This is a genomic window from Youngiibacter multivorans, from assembly GCF_017873395.1.
Taxonomy (GTDB): Bacteria; Bacillota; Clostridia; order Clostridiales; family Clostridiaceae; genus Youngiibacter; species Youngiibacter multivorans.
The window spans coordinates 1-15,099 of record NZ_JAGGKC010000046.1; the positions used below are offsets into that span (position 1 = coordinate 1).

The window sequence follows — 15,099 nt, forward strand, 5'->3', positions numbered from 1 at the left end:
GTACAATCGGAAAAATTGCATTCGGGTCATCAATGCTTTCCTGCATCTGATGGCCATTCTTTTCCCCTCAACGATTCTTTCCTAATAAATTATATAGTAAATTCAGATTTGTGCAAAATATCATTGATATCCTAATAAGAAATGATGTCAGGTTTAATTCTGGTTGATTTCTGTGCTAGTTTCTTTCTCTCCTAAGTATGTTATTGGGTCAGGAATCTATTTAATATGCCCACTTGATTGGATATTCAGGGACAGGAGGTCATTGGAAGGGCTACCGTGATAAATTAGCATTTCAGGTAGAATAGATTTAATATTGTATAAATTTTATCAGAAACACAAATTATAGTGATAGTAATCTATAAGCTTCATTCATAGCAATACGAGCTGCGTATTCATTTGAGGACATGATATAAAACACTCTAACTTTAAAATGTGGCCACCAGTGCTAGTTTCAGGATAGTTTTGAATATGCTGTAACCATAACTTCAGGATATTCCATAACCTTAGGTTATGGTTTTATGAATTATGGGAAGTGGACTATCATACAAGAAAATGTTTACATAATAGTGTAAGCGTTTTCCGAATTTTTGTTATTTTTATAACTATAGTTTGCTAAGGAGGATTTATTTTGAACAAAGTAGTAACTGTTGAACAAGCAATTGAAAAAATTCAAGATGGAGCCACAATCATGATTGGCGGATTCGGGGGCAACGGTGCACCGCATACGTTGATTGATGCTTTGGTTAAGAAAAACGTCAGAGACCTGACTCTCATTTGCAATGACTCCGGTACTAAGGACTTCGGAGCTGGTAGGCTATTTACCAATAAGCAGGTCAAAAAGGTCATCTGTTCAATTATCGGACCGAATCCGGAGTCTGTGAAGCAGCATGCGGAAGGCACTCTTGAGGTGGAGCTCTATCCTCAGGGAAGTCTTGCGGAGATGATAAGGGCAGGCGGATATGGGCTGGGTGGAGTAATCACCAAAGCAGGACTTGGAACACTTGTTGAACAGGGAAAGCAGAAGCTGACAATAAAGGGCGAGGAATATCTCGTTGAAGAACCCCTGAAGGCTGAATTTGCACTAATATATGCTTCAATTGGCGATTCAGCCGGCAATTGCCGCTATTTCGGTTCTGCACATGCACATTCACCAAGCATGGCAGCAGCAGCAGAAAACACAATCCTGGAAGTCGGTCAGCTCGTTGAATTAGGAGAACTGGATCCCCAGGATATTGATACACAACAGGTACTGGTAAATACCGTTGTTGTAAAAGGAGGCAAATAATGGATAAGGATAAGGCGGCAAGATTTATTGCAAAAAGGATTGCAGGAGATTTGAAACCTGGATCTCTTGTAAATTTGGGAGTCGGACTTCCTACTGCAGTTGCAGATTTCGTCACCGAAGAAATGGAAGTATTGATGCATGGAGAAAACGGAGTCATCGGACTGGGTTCCACTGCTTTTGATGTCATCAAGAAGACTGAAGGCAAAGACAAGAAGCTGGTCGAGCAGGAGGATCTGGTAATTAATGCCGGAGCTACTAAGACTGGAATCTCCAGAGGAGCATCTTTCTTTGACAGTACTACCTCATTTGGAATCATAAGAGGCGGACATGTAGATGCTACTGTACTTGGCACCATGGAAGTCGATGAGTTGGGTAATATCGCCAACTATATGATTCCAGGAAAAAGAGTTGCAGGTATGGGTGGAGCAATGGATCTGTGCGTAGGCGCGAAGAAAGTGTTTGTCGCTACGTATCATACTGCAGGGGCTGCTCCAAAGATTCTTAAGAAATGCACTCTTCCTTTGACTGCAAAGGGTGTTGTAACATCAATATATACTGAGATGGGTGTATTTGATGTAACATCAGAAGGAATCAAGGTCCGAGAGTATAACCCAGAATATACACTTGAAGAAATCCAGGCAGCTACAGAAGCGAAGCTGCTAATCGACGGTGATGTAATACCGGTCCCAGCGAAATATTTTGATAACATTTAGTTAGGTAAAAATATAAAGAAAGAGGAGATTATTTTGAGAAGAAGACTAGAAGATCCAGTAGTTATTGTTGGTGCTGCAAGAACACCGGTTGGTGCTTACCTGGGAGATCTGAAGACTGTTCCTACAGAAGAGTTGGGTGCAATAGCTTTGAAAGAAGCTGCTCGAAGAGCAAAGATAGACATTAAAGACATTGACGAGGTTGTTACCGGTCATGTCAACGGAACTCAGGTACATAACAACCTTTCCAGGGTAATTTCGCTTCTTGCAGGATGTAAGATAGAATCCACAGCCATGACCGTTAACCGTATATGTGGTTCGGGATTCCAGTCAGCCATTAATGCATATAAAGACCTTGTCCTGTCAGATGCAAAATTCGTTGCCGCAGGCGGAGCAGAAAGCCTTTCACGTGCAGAGTATTTCCTGCCTCTTGAAGCACGCTGGAAAGGATTCACTTCAGGAGATTTCAAGGTGCTGGATGCAAATCTTGAGGGACACCGCAGCGCACAGCCAAGGAGCCTTTACCCACTCATCAACCATATGGGTGATACTGCTGAAATTCTTGTAGAGAAATATAGCATTCCAAGAGAAGACCAGGACCAATTTGCCTATGACAGCCAGATGAAAGCAAAGGCTGCTATGGAGAACGGTCGCTTCGCGCAGGAGATTATCCCAGTTGAAATAAAAGACAGGAAGGGAAATGTCACTGTAGTAGAAAAGGATGGACATCCAAAGCCAAATACTGTATTGGAGGCTCTTGCTAAGCTGAAGCCTGCATTCAGAAGAGATGGAAAGGGATCTGTCACAGCTGGAAATGCATCCGGACTCAATGATGGAGCAGCTTACGAAATCTTCACACTTGAATCAACAGCGAAGGAAAAAGGACTCGATGTTATGGCTGTTATGGTAGATTATGCCGTTGTTGGGGTTGAACCCAGCGAAATGGGTATCGGTCCGGTACCAGCAATTAGAAAAGTGCTGGAGAACAATAACCTGACACTTGAAGATATCGATTATCTTGAGATAAATGAAGCCTTCGCCGGTCAGACTCTGGCATGCCTCAAGGAACTAGGAAACTATATAGGGACCCCACTTTACGAAAGATTAAACGTACATGGTGGAGCTGTAGCATTGGGACATCCACTGGGCATGTCGGGGGCAAGAATCCTTACAAGCCTTTGCTATGAGTTCCTGAACAATCCTGACAAGAAGTATGCCATAGGATCCGCATGCATTGGTGGAGGACAGGGAATTGCTGTGCTCCTCGAGAATCCAAAAGCGAAATAATACATTGTGAACGTGTATGGAGCTGCAACGACCTCTGCAGCTCACATACTTGTCCAAATGTAAGGTAATGAGTAATCAAGTATCATGGCATAAGATCAATAAAGGGATTAACTGTTTTATTTGATCCATTAAGTCTTTGTGGACGTTGAAGGACCACCACGAAGAATGAAATATTTATTTTGCAAAAGCTTGACTCAAGAGACCAAATTTAAGGGGGAAAATGGAATGGACAAAAACCTGGTCGCACTCATCATTGTAGTCACTTATTTCATTGGACTATTCGTTATAGCAGCATTCGCAAACAAAATACAGGCAGCAAGGGCCAAGAAGCTTCATAAGGAAGGCGCTGAAGGATTCCTTATGGCGAGCCGTTCAATGGGGCTCCCGCTTGTAATGACGACAATAATGGGTGTCGCTATTGGTGCAAATGCAACAACCGGAGCAGCTCAAGGCGGATACCTTTATGGATTCGCAGCAGGCACACATCCGCTTTGGCTTGGACTCTCTGTCACTCTCGTAGGATTGCTCCTTGCTTCAAAATATAGAAGGATGAGGATGCTTACCGTTTCACAGCTATACGGAGATGCCTATGGTGAAACAACACGAATGGTTGCAACAGTAGGCCAGATTTTCATGAACTTCGTAATAATGGTGTCTCAGTTCATTGCCGGTGGAACAATCCTTGCGACACTTCTTCCACAGTATTTCACTGTGCAGACCGGTATGATACTCTCAGCGATCATATTCCTCCTCATCGCGGTTTTCGGTGGGTGGATGTCATGCGGGGCTACAAACATACTGAATATGGTCATGTGCTATCTTGCGGTAGGACTTGGTATATATACAGTTTTCTCAAATCCTGATATCGGTGGATGGGCAGGAATAGTAAACAATATACCGGACAAGGCGAAATATCTTAGTCCCGTTGCGGGAATTGGCTGGTCAATATGGCTTGTGTACCCAGTATTGATGTTTTTCAATGTTGCCGGTCATCAGTCACAGGTGCAGTGCATAACAACTGCAAAGGATGAAAAGACCGCAAAGTGGGGATTTATAATCGGTGGACTTCTGGTAGCTCCAATAGGTTACCTTTGTGCAATAATTGGTATGGGAGCCCTCAAGCTTTATCCGAACCTTCCCAACAGTGCAATGGCGATGCCAATGTTTATAGTAAGCATGCCTGGTGTCCTTGCAGGACTATCACTGGCAGGACTTTGGGCAGCGAGCGTATCCACAGCTACAAATCTCTCAATTTCAGCATCGACTATGTTTGTAAATGACATACTTAAACCGGCGGCTGCTAGAAGAGGAAAGAAGCTTAGTTCACAGGCTGAGCTAAGAGCTGGAATATCTGGAATAGTTGTATTCACTGCAGTCAGCTGCTTTGCAGCATTCTTTGTAAAGGTGCTTTTAAGCTTCGTCGGAGCAGGACTTGCGCTTAGCGTACCATTCGGCATAATAATACTGACAACCATATACCTCCCTAAAATTGCAAAATCAAAGACTGCCATGGTTTTGATGATAACATCCTATATTGCTATGGTGGTATGGGTACTTAACTCAAAAGCATTAGCGCCCATATTCCTTCATCCAGTATGGTTCATGCTGGTAGTAACATTGATATCCCTCGCCGCTGTTACTATTCTCGATAAGAATCCTGCTTATTTCAGGACTCAAGCATACAAAGACAAGTATGGTTCGATGTATGATGAAGGCACCAAGGAATATATTGCAGAAATGAATGAAGTTGCCCCAAGTACTGCTGATGAAATAGTTTAATTGACTTGTAGCTTCGTTGCATGTATTGATAATAAGAAAAGAAGGTAAAATATGAAAAAGGTAATCATTACAGTAGCTCAGACAGGTGCGTTTCATGGCAAGGAATTAAATCCAAATATTCCAACTCAACCAGATGAAATTGCTGCTTCAGCTTATGACTGCTACAATGCCGGTGCGTCTATCGTACATGTCCATACAAGGGATAAGGACGATCGCTCTAGCTGCGATACAGATACGTTTGCAGAAATCAACAGCAAAATTAGGTCTAAATGCAACATCATACTTCAGAACTCCACAGCTCCGCCGACAAAACCAGGTTCAGTTGCGGATGAGGGGCTGGCTGCATTATTCCTATCACCGGATGTGCGTCCGGAGATGTGCTCACTTGATTGTTCACTTATAACTACATCCTGGGGAGACCTTACATGGATTTACATGTGGACAAGAGACTGGATAATGAAGACAGCACGGAGGATGAAGGAGCTAAATATAAAGCCAGAGCTGGAAATATTCAATGTTGAGACTCTTGAAGATGTATTCGATGTTTATCAGCCAGCAGGTATTCTTGATGACCCAATATCACTTTCCTTTGTAATGGGCATGAACAAGATAAGCCAGGGAGCCATTTCATACTCGGAGCAGAATCTTGATTTCATGATATCAAAATTGCCAAAGGATCAGAATGTCAACTTCAGTACAATATCAATTGGTGCCAAGACTCATTTGACAGGTGTTGTTCAGACTCTGCTGAAAGGTGGAAATGTCCGAGTAGGTTTTGAAGACAACGTATACTACACTAAGGGAGAGCTTGCGAAGAGCAATGCCCAGATGGTTGAGAGGGTAGTAAGGATAATACATGAGATTGGTATGGAAGTAGCTACACCTGATGAAGCAAGGGCAATATTGAAGCTTAAAAAAATGTAAGATGAAGAGTCGGGATCAAGGCATAAATGCTTTGATCCCGACTCTTACATATTTATGTAATTAGCAAGCCCGAAATTTTGAACTAGTTATATAGAATAGTTCGACAGGTAATTGTTTGTCTCAAAGTATAAGAATCTCGAATCAAGATAATGAAGTGAATTAAACTTGCTGAAACTCATAGAGGCCAGAACAATGGGATAAATACAATGCTGCAAGCCATTATCAGAATGGAAACGCCGAGCCCTGGCCTGAAGAAATCCATGAATTTTAGGTTTCCTGGCTTTACAATCAATGTGTTTGTTCCAGAACCCACTGGTGTAAGGAAAGGGCTTGATGCTGCCACGCAGATTCCCACACCTACAGCAACGGGATTGATTTCAAGTGCAATAGCCAACGGTATGAAAAGAGGAGTCAGCAGCACCGCTGTGGTAGTATTCATCATGAAATTTGTAAGAAGCATAGTGAATCCAACAATAACAAATAGTACAAGCAGTTTGCTTGATTCAGTCCCAATCATGGATGCGACTGAAGTGCTTAGGAGCTGTGCCGCTCCACTAGCATCCATGGCTTTAGATACTGCGCTCATCCCTGCGACAATGAATATTGTAGACCAATCGACAGCTTTATAGGCGTCATTTTCCTTGATGCAGCCTGTCAATACCATTACCATTGCACCAAGCGCTGCTACAAGGTGCATTGGTAATGCATCATTGTCCAAAGCCATGGCAGCAAGTACTGCGAAGAGAATCACAATATTGAGAATTCCCTTTATGCTGATTGATTGACTCTGGATACTGGTTTTTCCCATGAATGCATACAGATATTCCTTGTCAGATGAATCACCTGGAGTAAGGAATGCCTTTCCTGCAATCAGGAAATAAAGAATGCCCAGGATGGTGATTGGCAGGCCGACTTTACCAAGCTCGAGGAACGAGAGAGGCCGAACACCCAGAATCTTCATTTGTCCTGATACTATCACATTGCTTGCAGCGCCGACTAGAGTAAGATTGCCGGCAAAGCTTGCAGCGAAGCAAAGGGGGATCAGCTGTCTTGAAACTGATACTTTGGCTCTTGTGCTTATCCCTATGACAATAGGAAGCATCATGGCAACCACGGCTACGCCGCTGCAGATTGAAGATAATAATGCAGTAGATATCAAGGTTCCAATCATGATTCCTTTCTCTGTAGTACCTGTAAACTGAATTATTTTATCGCTCATGATACTTGCAATACCAGTATGGAACAGAGATGCTCCGATTATCATCATCGAAACAAGCAGCACAACAGTAGAGCTTGAAAATGCTGAAAACAGGTCTGGAATTTCTATTACTCCTGCTAGGACCAGAACAGCCGCACCAGACATAGAGGTCAGTGCCAGAGGAAGCTTTTCAGTAATGAACAATATTGCCATTATAAATAATACGATTATTGTTAGTGTCGATTGCTGCATTGTGGGTTATGTCCTTTCAATTGGATTAGTCAGCTCTGTATGTCATCGATTTTACTGATTCATCATACAATATGATGCAAGGATTTGCCACACCATGATTGTAAAGCCACTTCCTGTTTAAGAATACAGAGAAAAAAACCACCCGATACGGATGGCTAAAGTAATAAGTATTATGTGGATTATAAATCAATTTGCAATCTGCTTTTAGTCAATATCAGAAGACTCATGTGAGTTATCGCCTGATTCTACCTTCAAATCGCTGTTCATCTTGCGTTTGACCCTACTCATGATCATTGGAACAAAGAGGGAACCAAGAATCAAAATTAGAAGAACAAGAGCTATGGGGCGGTTTAGGAAGTAATTGAACATGCTTCCCTTTGAAAGTACGAGAGCTCTTCTCCAGTTGGCTTCAAGCATTGCACCAAGAATTACTCCAAGTATGGTTGGTGCTGTTCCGAATCCTGATTTTCGCATGAAGTAAGCTATGAGACCGAAGGCACCCATGATATATACGTCAAACATGCTGTTCGCGATTGCGAAGGAGCCGACTACTGACAATGCTACTATGATAGGAGCGAGAACAGACATTGGTACCTTTGAGAGTTTAACAGCCTGCTTTGCGATGACATATCCGATGAATCCCATCATGAGGTTCGCGATGAGGAATCCAAACATGACTGAATATGTTATTTCAGCATATACATCAAACAGCTCGTGCCCTGGAACAAGTCCCTGGATCATAAGGCCGCCAAGAAGTATGGCTGCAACAGAGCTTCCGGGAATACCCAGTGTAAGGAGTGGTATTAGCGCTCCTCCTGTAACTGCATTATTTGCCGATTCTGAAGCTGCGATTCCAAGCATTTCGCCTTTTCCAAAGTTTTCAGGATGTTTCGATGATCGTTTCGCTTCGTTGTATGCAACCCAGGAGCCAATGTCAGCACCTGCTCCAGGAAGTATACCAACGAATACACCCATGATTGATGACTTTATTATCGTTGGTACTAGTACCTTGAACTCTTTCCAGGTAGGCAGGAATCGTCCGGTAAGAAGATTCTCTGAACCTTCGGTTAGATTTGATTTTCCCTTTATAATATCCTCTGTCATGATCATGACCTGTGATATAGAGAACATTCCAATCATAGCAGGGACCATCGACACTCCACTTTCGAGAGGAAGCAGTCCGAAGGTGAACCTTGGAACACCGTTCATCATATCAAGGCCAACTATTCCAATGAACAGACCTACCAGTCCGCCTATCATTCCTTTAGCCATTGAGTCTCCAGCAAGGCTGCCGATTATAGTCAATCCGAATACTGCCAGAAGGAAATACTCAAGAGGACCGAACTTAAGTGAAATCTGTGCAAGAGGCGGGCTGAGGAACATCAGTGCAAGTGCAGATATTACTCCTCCAATGACTGAGCTTACTGTAGCTACTCCTATAGCCTTGAAGCCTTGACCTTTTTTCGCGAGTTCGTAGCCATCGATAGCAGTTGCTGCAGAAGCCGGTGTTCCGGGGGTATGCAGGAGGATCGCGGTAATCGAGCCTCCATACACAGCAGCAGTGTAAACTCCTGTAAGCATTACAAGGCCTGCGATTGGATTCATACCAAATGTCACAGGTATCAGAAGCGCAACTGCCATGCTTGCACTTAGTCCAGGAAGGGCTCCCATAATGATGGCAACAGTAGTACCGAGGAATAGTGCACCCATGACTTCTAAGGTAAAAATGTTACCAATTATAGTTCCAAAATCCATTTCAAATCTCCTTTCATAGTACTAAATCAATGGAACATTCAGGAATCTGACAAAACCGACATATATGATGACATTGAATATGATAGTCGTCAGAATGATGACTTTCCATGATTTGACCTTATAGAATTTCATTAGTGTAATTAGAAAAATGGACGAAGAGACAAAGAAATTCGTGAATTGGAAGATTACAATATAACCAACAGTCATAATAAAAATCAGCATTGGTATCTTAATTGTTTCCCAGTTTATCGGATTTGTGATGTTAGATTCAGATGTTCTCATTGCCTTGGTTTTACTCAGAGCCTTCAGCATTACGAATACATTCAGTATCCCGATTCCGCCAATCAGCATAAACGGGAAGATTGAAGATGAATCTGGCAGTTTGAGTGTTATTGTAAAAAGTAGCGCCAGTATCATGAAGAGTGCTGCGCTGATATAAACATCCTGGTGTATCGATTTTGTGTTCAATTGGCTTAGTCCTCCTTATATATGGATAGGGGAGTACGTCCTGCGTACTCCCAAAATACCCCATATGACTTACTTTATACCGTATATTCCTTTTGATAGATTGACATTGTTCTTAAGGAAGTCGTAATACTCCTGACCTTTCATGAAGTCAGTCTGAGCACCCATTTCATTCAGCTTGTTAACAACTTCTGGATCATTGATCGCACTTTCAAGCGCTGCCATGATCTTTTCCTTGATTGCAGGATCAACACCCTTTGGAAGAGCATATCCTCTTGCTGAGAACATATATGCATCTCCAAAGCCGAGTTCCTTGACAGTAGGGACGTCTGGCAGCAGCTTTGACCTTTCTGGGGAGAATATTGCTATTATCTTGTAGCTTCCATTTTTTGATGCTGCGAGCACATCCGCGATGTTAGCAACCAGTACATCGCTGTTACCTGATATGAACATGGTTTCATTGTCTTTTGCTCCTGCAGTCTGTATTATTTCGAAATCAGTCTTGTAGTTCATGTTGAAGTATTCTACGACAGTGGCATCATCTGAAATGATTCCGGTTGCCGAGCTTGCAGAAAGCACAGTATTGGTCTTGGCATATTCAACCAGGGAACCCAGGTCGGTATATCTTTTCTCGTCATTCCTGATTGCGATGACATTAAAGTCTGTAACCTGATTAGCGAGAAGATCAACATCATCTATGGTATATGCCCTTGGATTTACACTGTCGAATGCACCTAATGTGATGTTAGGTGTATTGATGAGCGAGATGGTATATCCATCTGGGGTCGTGCTCTTTATAAGCTCTTCCCATGCTACCCATCCGCCAGCTCCTGTCTTATTAACAACTACGATAGGCTGCCCGATGTACTTCTCAAGTTTATTGGCAAGTATTCTAACCATTACATCTGAAGATCCGCCGGCTGAATAGCCTACCATTATTGTGATCGGCTTGGTCGGGTACTTGACTTCTGCTGATGGGGCTGTGGTACTGCTTGGAGTTGAAGGCGTTTCTGTCTTTGCTGCACAACCGCTTACAATCATAAGAACCATTGATAAAAGGAGTAACAGAACACTTAATCTTTTTTTCATTTTGACATCTCCCGAATTTATTTTTTTACCCTTTAATTAACAGAGATACATTTCTAACTAAGGCTATCAGTAATCATTTGTTTCCCGGTCAAAAGAATGTTATGAAACATGTTGCAACGTCTACCTGGGTATATATTCGCAGCCTATTTCTGCAAGTTTCTCATCTACCCATGGCCTTATATAGGTGCCTTCGTTCAGAATCTTGTCCATTATGTCCATTTCCTTGTCAGATACGGCTTGGACTTTCTGTGCAAGCTCAACGGCTTCCTCAGGCTTGACTACTATGACTCCATCCTCATCACCGATGATAAGGTCACCAGGCCTTACGACCTGTCCTCCGAAGGAAATTACAGTATTGATTTCACCTGGTCCGTTCTTGTATGGGCCGTTAGGTGTTATTCCGCGAGCGTATACAGGTATATCCATTTTTGATATGGTATCCTTATCCCTTATGCTGCCGTCCACAATGACTCCTGCAACTCCGCGGCTTTTGCAGTATGTCAGCATAAGCTCTCCGAATATTGCTCTGCTTGTCATTCCACCTGCGTCAATGACAATGACATCACCTTCCTTTGCCATATCCATTGCCTTATGGAACATAAGGTTGTCACCTTCGGGTACCTTTACAGTAAACGCTGGTCCGAGCAGCTTTGCGCTGTTCATCGGCCTTATGTCCTGATGTATTGCTGCCATTCTGTTCATGCAGTCATCGATGTTTGCTACTGGAAACTCTCTGAAGAGTTCTACGAGTTCTTTAGCTGGTCTTTCAAAATCCTCTACTATGCGACATCCTATATTCATTTGTTTCCTCCGTTTTTCAAACTATCTCGAAATTTTCAATTTTGCTAGTAACACCACTGTTTGCAATGTACTTTCGAACCACCATCTTATGATTAAGCACTGAATCGACAAGCTCTAATGCCAATGTCAGCTGATTATTCTGTGCATTGTCACCATAGAACGCGCTGTGGCAGGTGAGGACTGTCTGGTCATTTCCTACAAGAGGGCTTTCAACTGGCAGAGGTTCCTGCTCGAACACGTCTAGTCCTGCAAACTGTATTTCCCCTTCATTCAGAGCTTCAACTAGAGCTTTCTGGTCAATAAGCTCTCCTCTGGATATGTTTATGATCATGCTGTTCTTCTTCATCTTCTTAAAGGCTTCCTTGTTGAAGATGTGTTTGGTTTCAGGTGTAAGTGGAGCATGGATTGATATGATGTCGGATTTTTCAAGAAGTTCATCAAAGGAAACGAAATCCACATCATACTCAGCTTTCATTTCACTTTTGACATAAGGATCTGCTGCAATCACTTTGGTTCCGAATCCCTGCCTGAATATGTTATAGAGCGGCTTAGCTGAACCACCGAATCCGTATAGCCCGAGGGTCAGGTCCTTCGGATTTCTGGGAACTACTCCCTGAGCCTTTCTCCATTCACCCTGCCTTATTCCTCTGTCATAGTAGGAGATGTTTCTAAGCAGATTTAGTATGAGTGCTGAAGCGTGTATAGCCAGCTCATCTACGCAGAACCCGGGCATATACAGTGCAAGAACTCCTGTCTCTTTTGCAGCTTCCAGGTCGATAGAGTTTACTCCTATACCGAATCTCTGGATGACCTTTAGTTTGGGAAGGCTTTCCAAAACCTTTCTTGTTATTGGTGGATTACCTGTACCTAATATTGCATCAGCATCCTGGCAGCCTTCGATTATCTCCTCTGGTGTATTGAAATGCTCAATCCTTAATGAGATATTCCTTTTCTCATATTCTGCCTTCAAATAGTTCTGGTTCTCTTTGCTTACGCTTCCGTAGTCACTGTCGACGATTACGGCATTCCACATGATATGCACCTCCATGAATAGTGATTAGCAATACTTCATCATAGAGCTTGTTAAATTGCTAACTATCTTGAAATACTCTTGCTAATTTGTAAATTCATTATATGTTAATGTTTACAGCTAATCTAATACCAATAAACGCATTGTATTTATAGCCTGCAAGGCATATAGTTGAGGAGAGGTGAGTACATGATTGAACATAGTTATGAGTACTTTTTGGCCATAGCAGAGGAAAAGAGTATCTCCAAGGCAGCCGCAAGGCTATACATATCACAGCCTTCGCTTACAAAATACCTGAAGAAATTGGAAGAGAATGTAGGCGCAACTTTGTTCTCACGGGAGTCACATCCACTGAAGCTGACTCCAGCAGGAGAGCTGTATATGGAGTATGTCAAGGATGTCATTAGAATCACCAAGAAATTTGAACAGGATATTCTCTATATCTCCAGCTCGATTTCCGGAAAGGTAACAATAGGTATAACTCTGTGGAGATCGTCCATACTGATGCCACTAATTTTTCCTGATTTCATGAAAAAGTATCCGAATGTTTCAATCGAGCTCAAGGAAGGCTCACAGCAATACCTGCTTTCGCTACTTGAACAGGGTAAGGCTGATTTTTGCATGATGCAGCTTCCGAACACACAAAGCAGCGTGACCTTCGAACATCTTGCATATGAACATATCCTTTTCGCTGTGAACAAAAACAATCCAATACTTGAAGGTATTAATCATGATTTGGACGATGAAGTCCCTACGCTTACACAGGAAGAGTTTCTCCTGTTCAAAAAAGAACCCTTTGTGTTGATGAAGGAGGAAAATCAGCTTCGTCAGCTTACACAGAATCTATTGAACAAGTACGAAATCGTATCTTCACCAGTGCTTGAAACCTCAAATGTAGTCACGGCACTCAATCTTGTCTCATCTGGTGTAGGCGTTACATTTGTTCCAGAGGCGATATTGAAATACAAGGAAAGACCCGGATCTCTGTCATTCTTCAGGGTTGATGATCCACCCCTTGCCTGGGAGCTGGGAATTGCCCACAAGACCCGCTCAATCATTAGCAGACAGGCACAGCTTTTAGCCGAGGCGATAAGAACCGTATATATATCTGGCAAGATAGTTAATCAGATTCAGTATTAAAATGTGTATAAAAAAACAGCCAGTCCCGTGTCAAATTGTGACTTGGGATTGGCTGTTTTTAAAGTAAATGTACGTATGGATTTTGTATCAATTATTCAGATGTTCTGTTGGTAAGGTCAGGAACACCTTATATGTCTTGTCTATACCAATCGCTCCTAGAGGTGCGGTTACCATTATTGCGAGTACTGCAACTGAGAGTATGGTTCCTCCTGCCGGTACTCCCATGGCAAGAGGTATGGAGCCAATGGCTGCCTGAACTGTTGCTTTAGGAAGATACGCTATTGCGCAGAAGAGCCTTTCCTTCAATGTCAGGTCTGTACCTGATACGCTTATTGCTACACCCAGCATTCGGACAATGAGTGCAGAGAATATAAGTATTAGTGCCTTTACGCCTGTACCGCCAAGAGCAGTTATGTTGACTGCGGCCCCGACAAGAACGAAGAGAAGAATCTCAGAGCCTACCCAAATCTTGGAGAATTTACCCATTATCCTTTTGGCCAGAAGCTCATATGTCTTTAGTATGGTTCCACCGATTGCCATGACTGCAAGGAGTCCTGACATGGGGAACCAGGGTTTAAGCAATTCTTCAACCGAAACCATGAGCATGGATACGCTTAGTATGATCAGGACCTTTATGGTGTCTCTCATGTGGAACATCTTGAATATCCTGACCAGGATATATCCGGCAAGTATTCCGACAGCTATACCTGATACTACCGATACAGGGACCTTCACAAGGCTTGCTGCATCGAAGCCTGAGCCTCCATGCATTCCCAGGAAAGCTGTGAACAGGACAATGACATAGACGTCATCAACGGATGCTCCTGCCATTATCATCTGAGGTATCTTCTTATCCCGGCCATAGCCTGATTCCATCAGGTGAAGCATCCTTGGAACCACAACTGCCGGGGAAACTGCTGCGAGCACGGCACCAAGTATTGCTGCTTCAAGTCTTGTGACTCCAAGAAGAGAAGGAGCGAGTAAGGTAACTGTGAGCAGCTCAAAGGTTGCCGGTACGAAGCAAAGAAGGAATGCCGGGCGACCTACTTTCTTAAGGTCCTTCAGGTCAAGTGAAAGTCCTGCTCTCGCCAATATGACTATCAGTGCAATCTGCCTGAGTTCAGCTGAGATGTCCAGGATTTCAGGTGAAATCAGGTCAAAGCCATAGGGCCCGAGGATAATCCCGGTCGCGACCATACCGAGGAGTCCTGGAAGGCCTAGCTTTCCAAGGATTCCGCTCAATGTGAAGCCGATAAGAAGTATAAGTGCAATTGATGTAAGCATGGAGACCTCCCTTAATTTAAACCAATTATCTCTTATTATCTCGGTATATCTTAGATTTCCATATTAACCTTATGAGAGCATACTCCAAGGATTAGGGCAT

At 43.0% G+C, this 15,099-nt stretch carries 13 protein-coding genes; 6 read left to right on the forward strand and 7 right to left on the reverse strand.

The genetic code is table 11. The annotated features are described in order from the left end of the window. Positions 1-628: 628 nt before the first annotated feature. From J2Z34_RS16780 to J2Z34_RS16800, 5 genes are all read left to right on the forward strand, one after another. On the forward strand, positions 629-1,285 hold the full coding sequence (locus J2Z34_RS16780; protein ID WP_209461023.1) for a CoA transferase subunit A: 657 nt from the start codon (positions 629-631) through the stop codon (positions 1,283-1,285). Next, entirely contained in the window at positions 1,285-1,998 is a 714-nt protein-coding gene (locus J2Z34_RS16785; protein WP_209461024.1) for a 3-oxoacid CoA-transferase subunit B, read from the forward strand. The genes J2Z34_RS16780 and J2Z34_RS16785 overlap by 1 nt, the downstream gene beginning before the upstream one ends. A 33-nt stretch (positions 1,999-2,031) precedes the next feature. Beyond that, on the forward strand, positions 2,032-3,282 hold the full coding sequence (locus J2Z34_RS16790) for a thiolase family protein (protein WP_209461025.1): 1,251 nt from the start codon (positions 2,032-2,034) through the stop codon (positions 3,280-3,282). A gap of 225 nt (positions 3,283-3,507) precedes the next feature. Continuing rightward, positions 3,508-5,061: a sodium:solute symporter family protein gene (locus tag J2Z34_RS16795; RefSeq protein WP_209461026.1), complete on the forward strand. Its 1,554-nt coding sequence runs from the start codon at positions 3,508-3,510 to the stop codon at positions 5,059-5,061. A 51-nt stretch (positions 5,062-5,112) separates the two neighbouring features. Beyond that, the gene (locus J2Z34_RS16800) at positions 5,113-5,985 is read left to right on the forward strand and encodes a beta-keto acid cleavage family enzyme (RefSeq protein ID WP_209461027.1); all 873 of its coding nucleotides are present in this window, start codon (positions 5,113-5,115) and stop codon (positions 5,983-5,985) included. A 175-nt stretch (positions 5,986-6,160) separates the two neighbouring features. Here J2Z34_RS16800 and J2Z34_RS16805 read toward each other — a convergent pair whose 3' ends face one another. From J2Z34_RS16805 to J2Z34_RS16830, 6 genes are all read right to left on the reverse strand, one after another. Beyond that, positions 6,161-7,396: an SLC13 family permease gene (locus J2Z34_RS16805; RefSeq protein ID WP_245250893.1), complete on the reverse strand. Its 1,236-nt coding sequence runs from the start codon at positions 7,394-7,396 to the stop codon at positions 6,161-6,163. A gap of 243 nt (positions 7,397-7,639) precedes the next feature. Then, positions 7,640-9,190 (reverse strand): tripartite tricarboxylate transporter permease, encoded by a 1,551-nt coding sequence (locus tag J2Z34_RS16810; protein ID WP_209461029.1) that lies wholly within the window; start codon positions 9,188-9,190, stop codon positions 7,640-7,642. Between the two features lie 21 nt (positions 9,191-9,211). Next, positions 9,212-9,658: a tripartite tricarboxylate transporter TctB family protein gene (locus J2Z34_RS16815; RefSeq protein ID WP_209461030.1), complete on the reverse strand. Its 447-nt coding sequence runs from the start codon at positions 9,656-9,658 to the stop codon at positions 9,212-9,214. Between the two features lie 69 nt (positions 9,659-9,727). Further along, positions 9,728-10,744 (reverse strand): tripartite tricarboxylate transporter substrate binding protein, encoded by a 1,017-nt coding sequence (locus J2Z34_RS16820; protein ID WP_209461031.1) that lies wholly within the window; start codon positions 10,742-10,744, stop codon positions 9,728-9,730. A 120-nt stretch (positions 10,745-10,864) separates the two neighbouring features. Beyond that, positions 10,865-11,545 (reverse strand): RraA family protein, encoded by a 681-nt coding sequence (locus J2Z34_RS16825; RefSeq protein ID WP_209461032.1) that lies wholly within the window; start codon positions 11,543-11,545, stop codon positions 10,865-10,867. 16 nt (positions 11,546-11,561) lie between these two features. Next, positions 11,562-12,578 (reverse strand): C-terminal binding protein, encoded by a 1,017-nt coding sequence (locus J2Z34_RS16830; protein ID WP_209461033.1) that lies wholly within the window; start codon positions 12,576-12,578, stop codon positions 11,562-11,564. A 186-nt stretch (positions 12,579-12,764) separates the two neighbouring features. Here J2Z34_RS16830 and J2Z34_RS16835 point away from each other — a divergent pair, with 186 nt between their 5' ends. After that, positions 12,765-13,715 carry a LysR family transcriptional regulator gene (locus J2Z34_RS16835; protein WP_209461034.1) on the forward strand — a complete coding sequence of 317 codons (951 nt, stop codon included), beginning with the start codon at positions 12,765-12,767 and terminating at the stop codon, positions 13,713-13,715. A gap of 87 nt (positions 13,716-13,802) precedes the next feature. On the opposite strand, the gene J2Z34_RS16840 is transcribed toward J2Z34_RS16835, so the two are convergent. Further along, positions 13,803-14,999 carry a cation:proton antiporter gene (locus J2Z34_RS16840; protein WP_209461035.1) on the reverse strand — a complete coding sequence of 399 codons (1,197 nt, stop codon included), beginning with the start codon at positions 14,997-14,999 and terminating at the stop codon, positions 13,803-13,805. Positions 15,000-15,099: the final 100 nt, after the last annotated feature.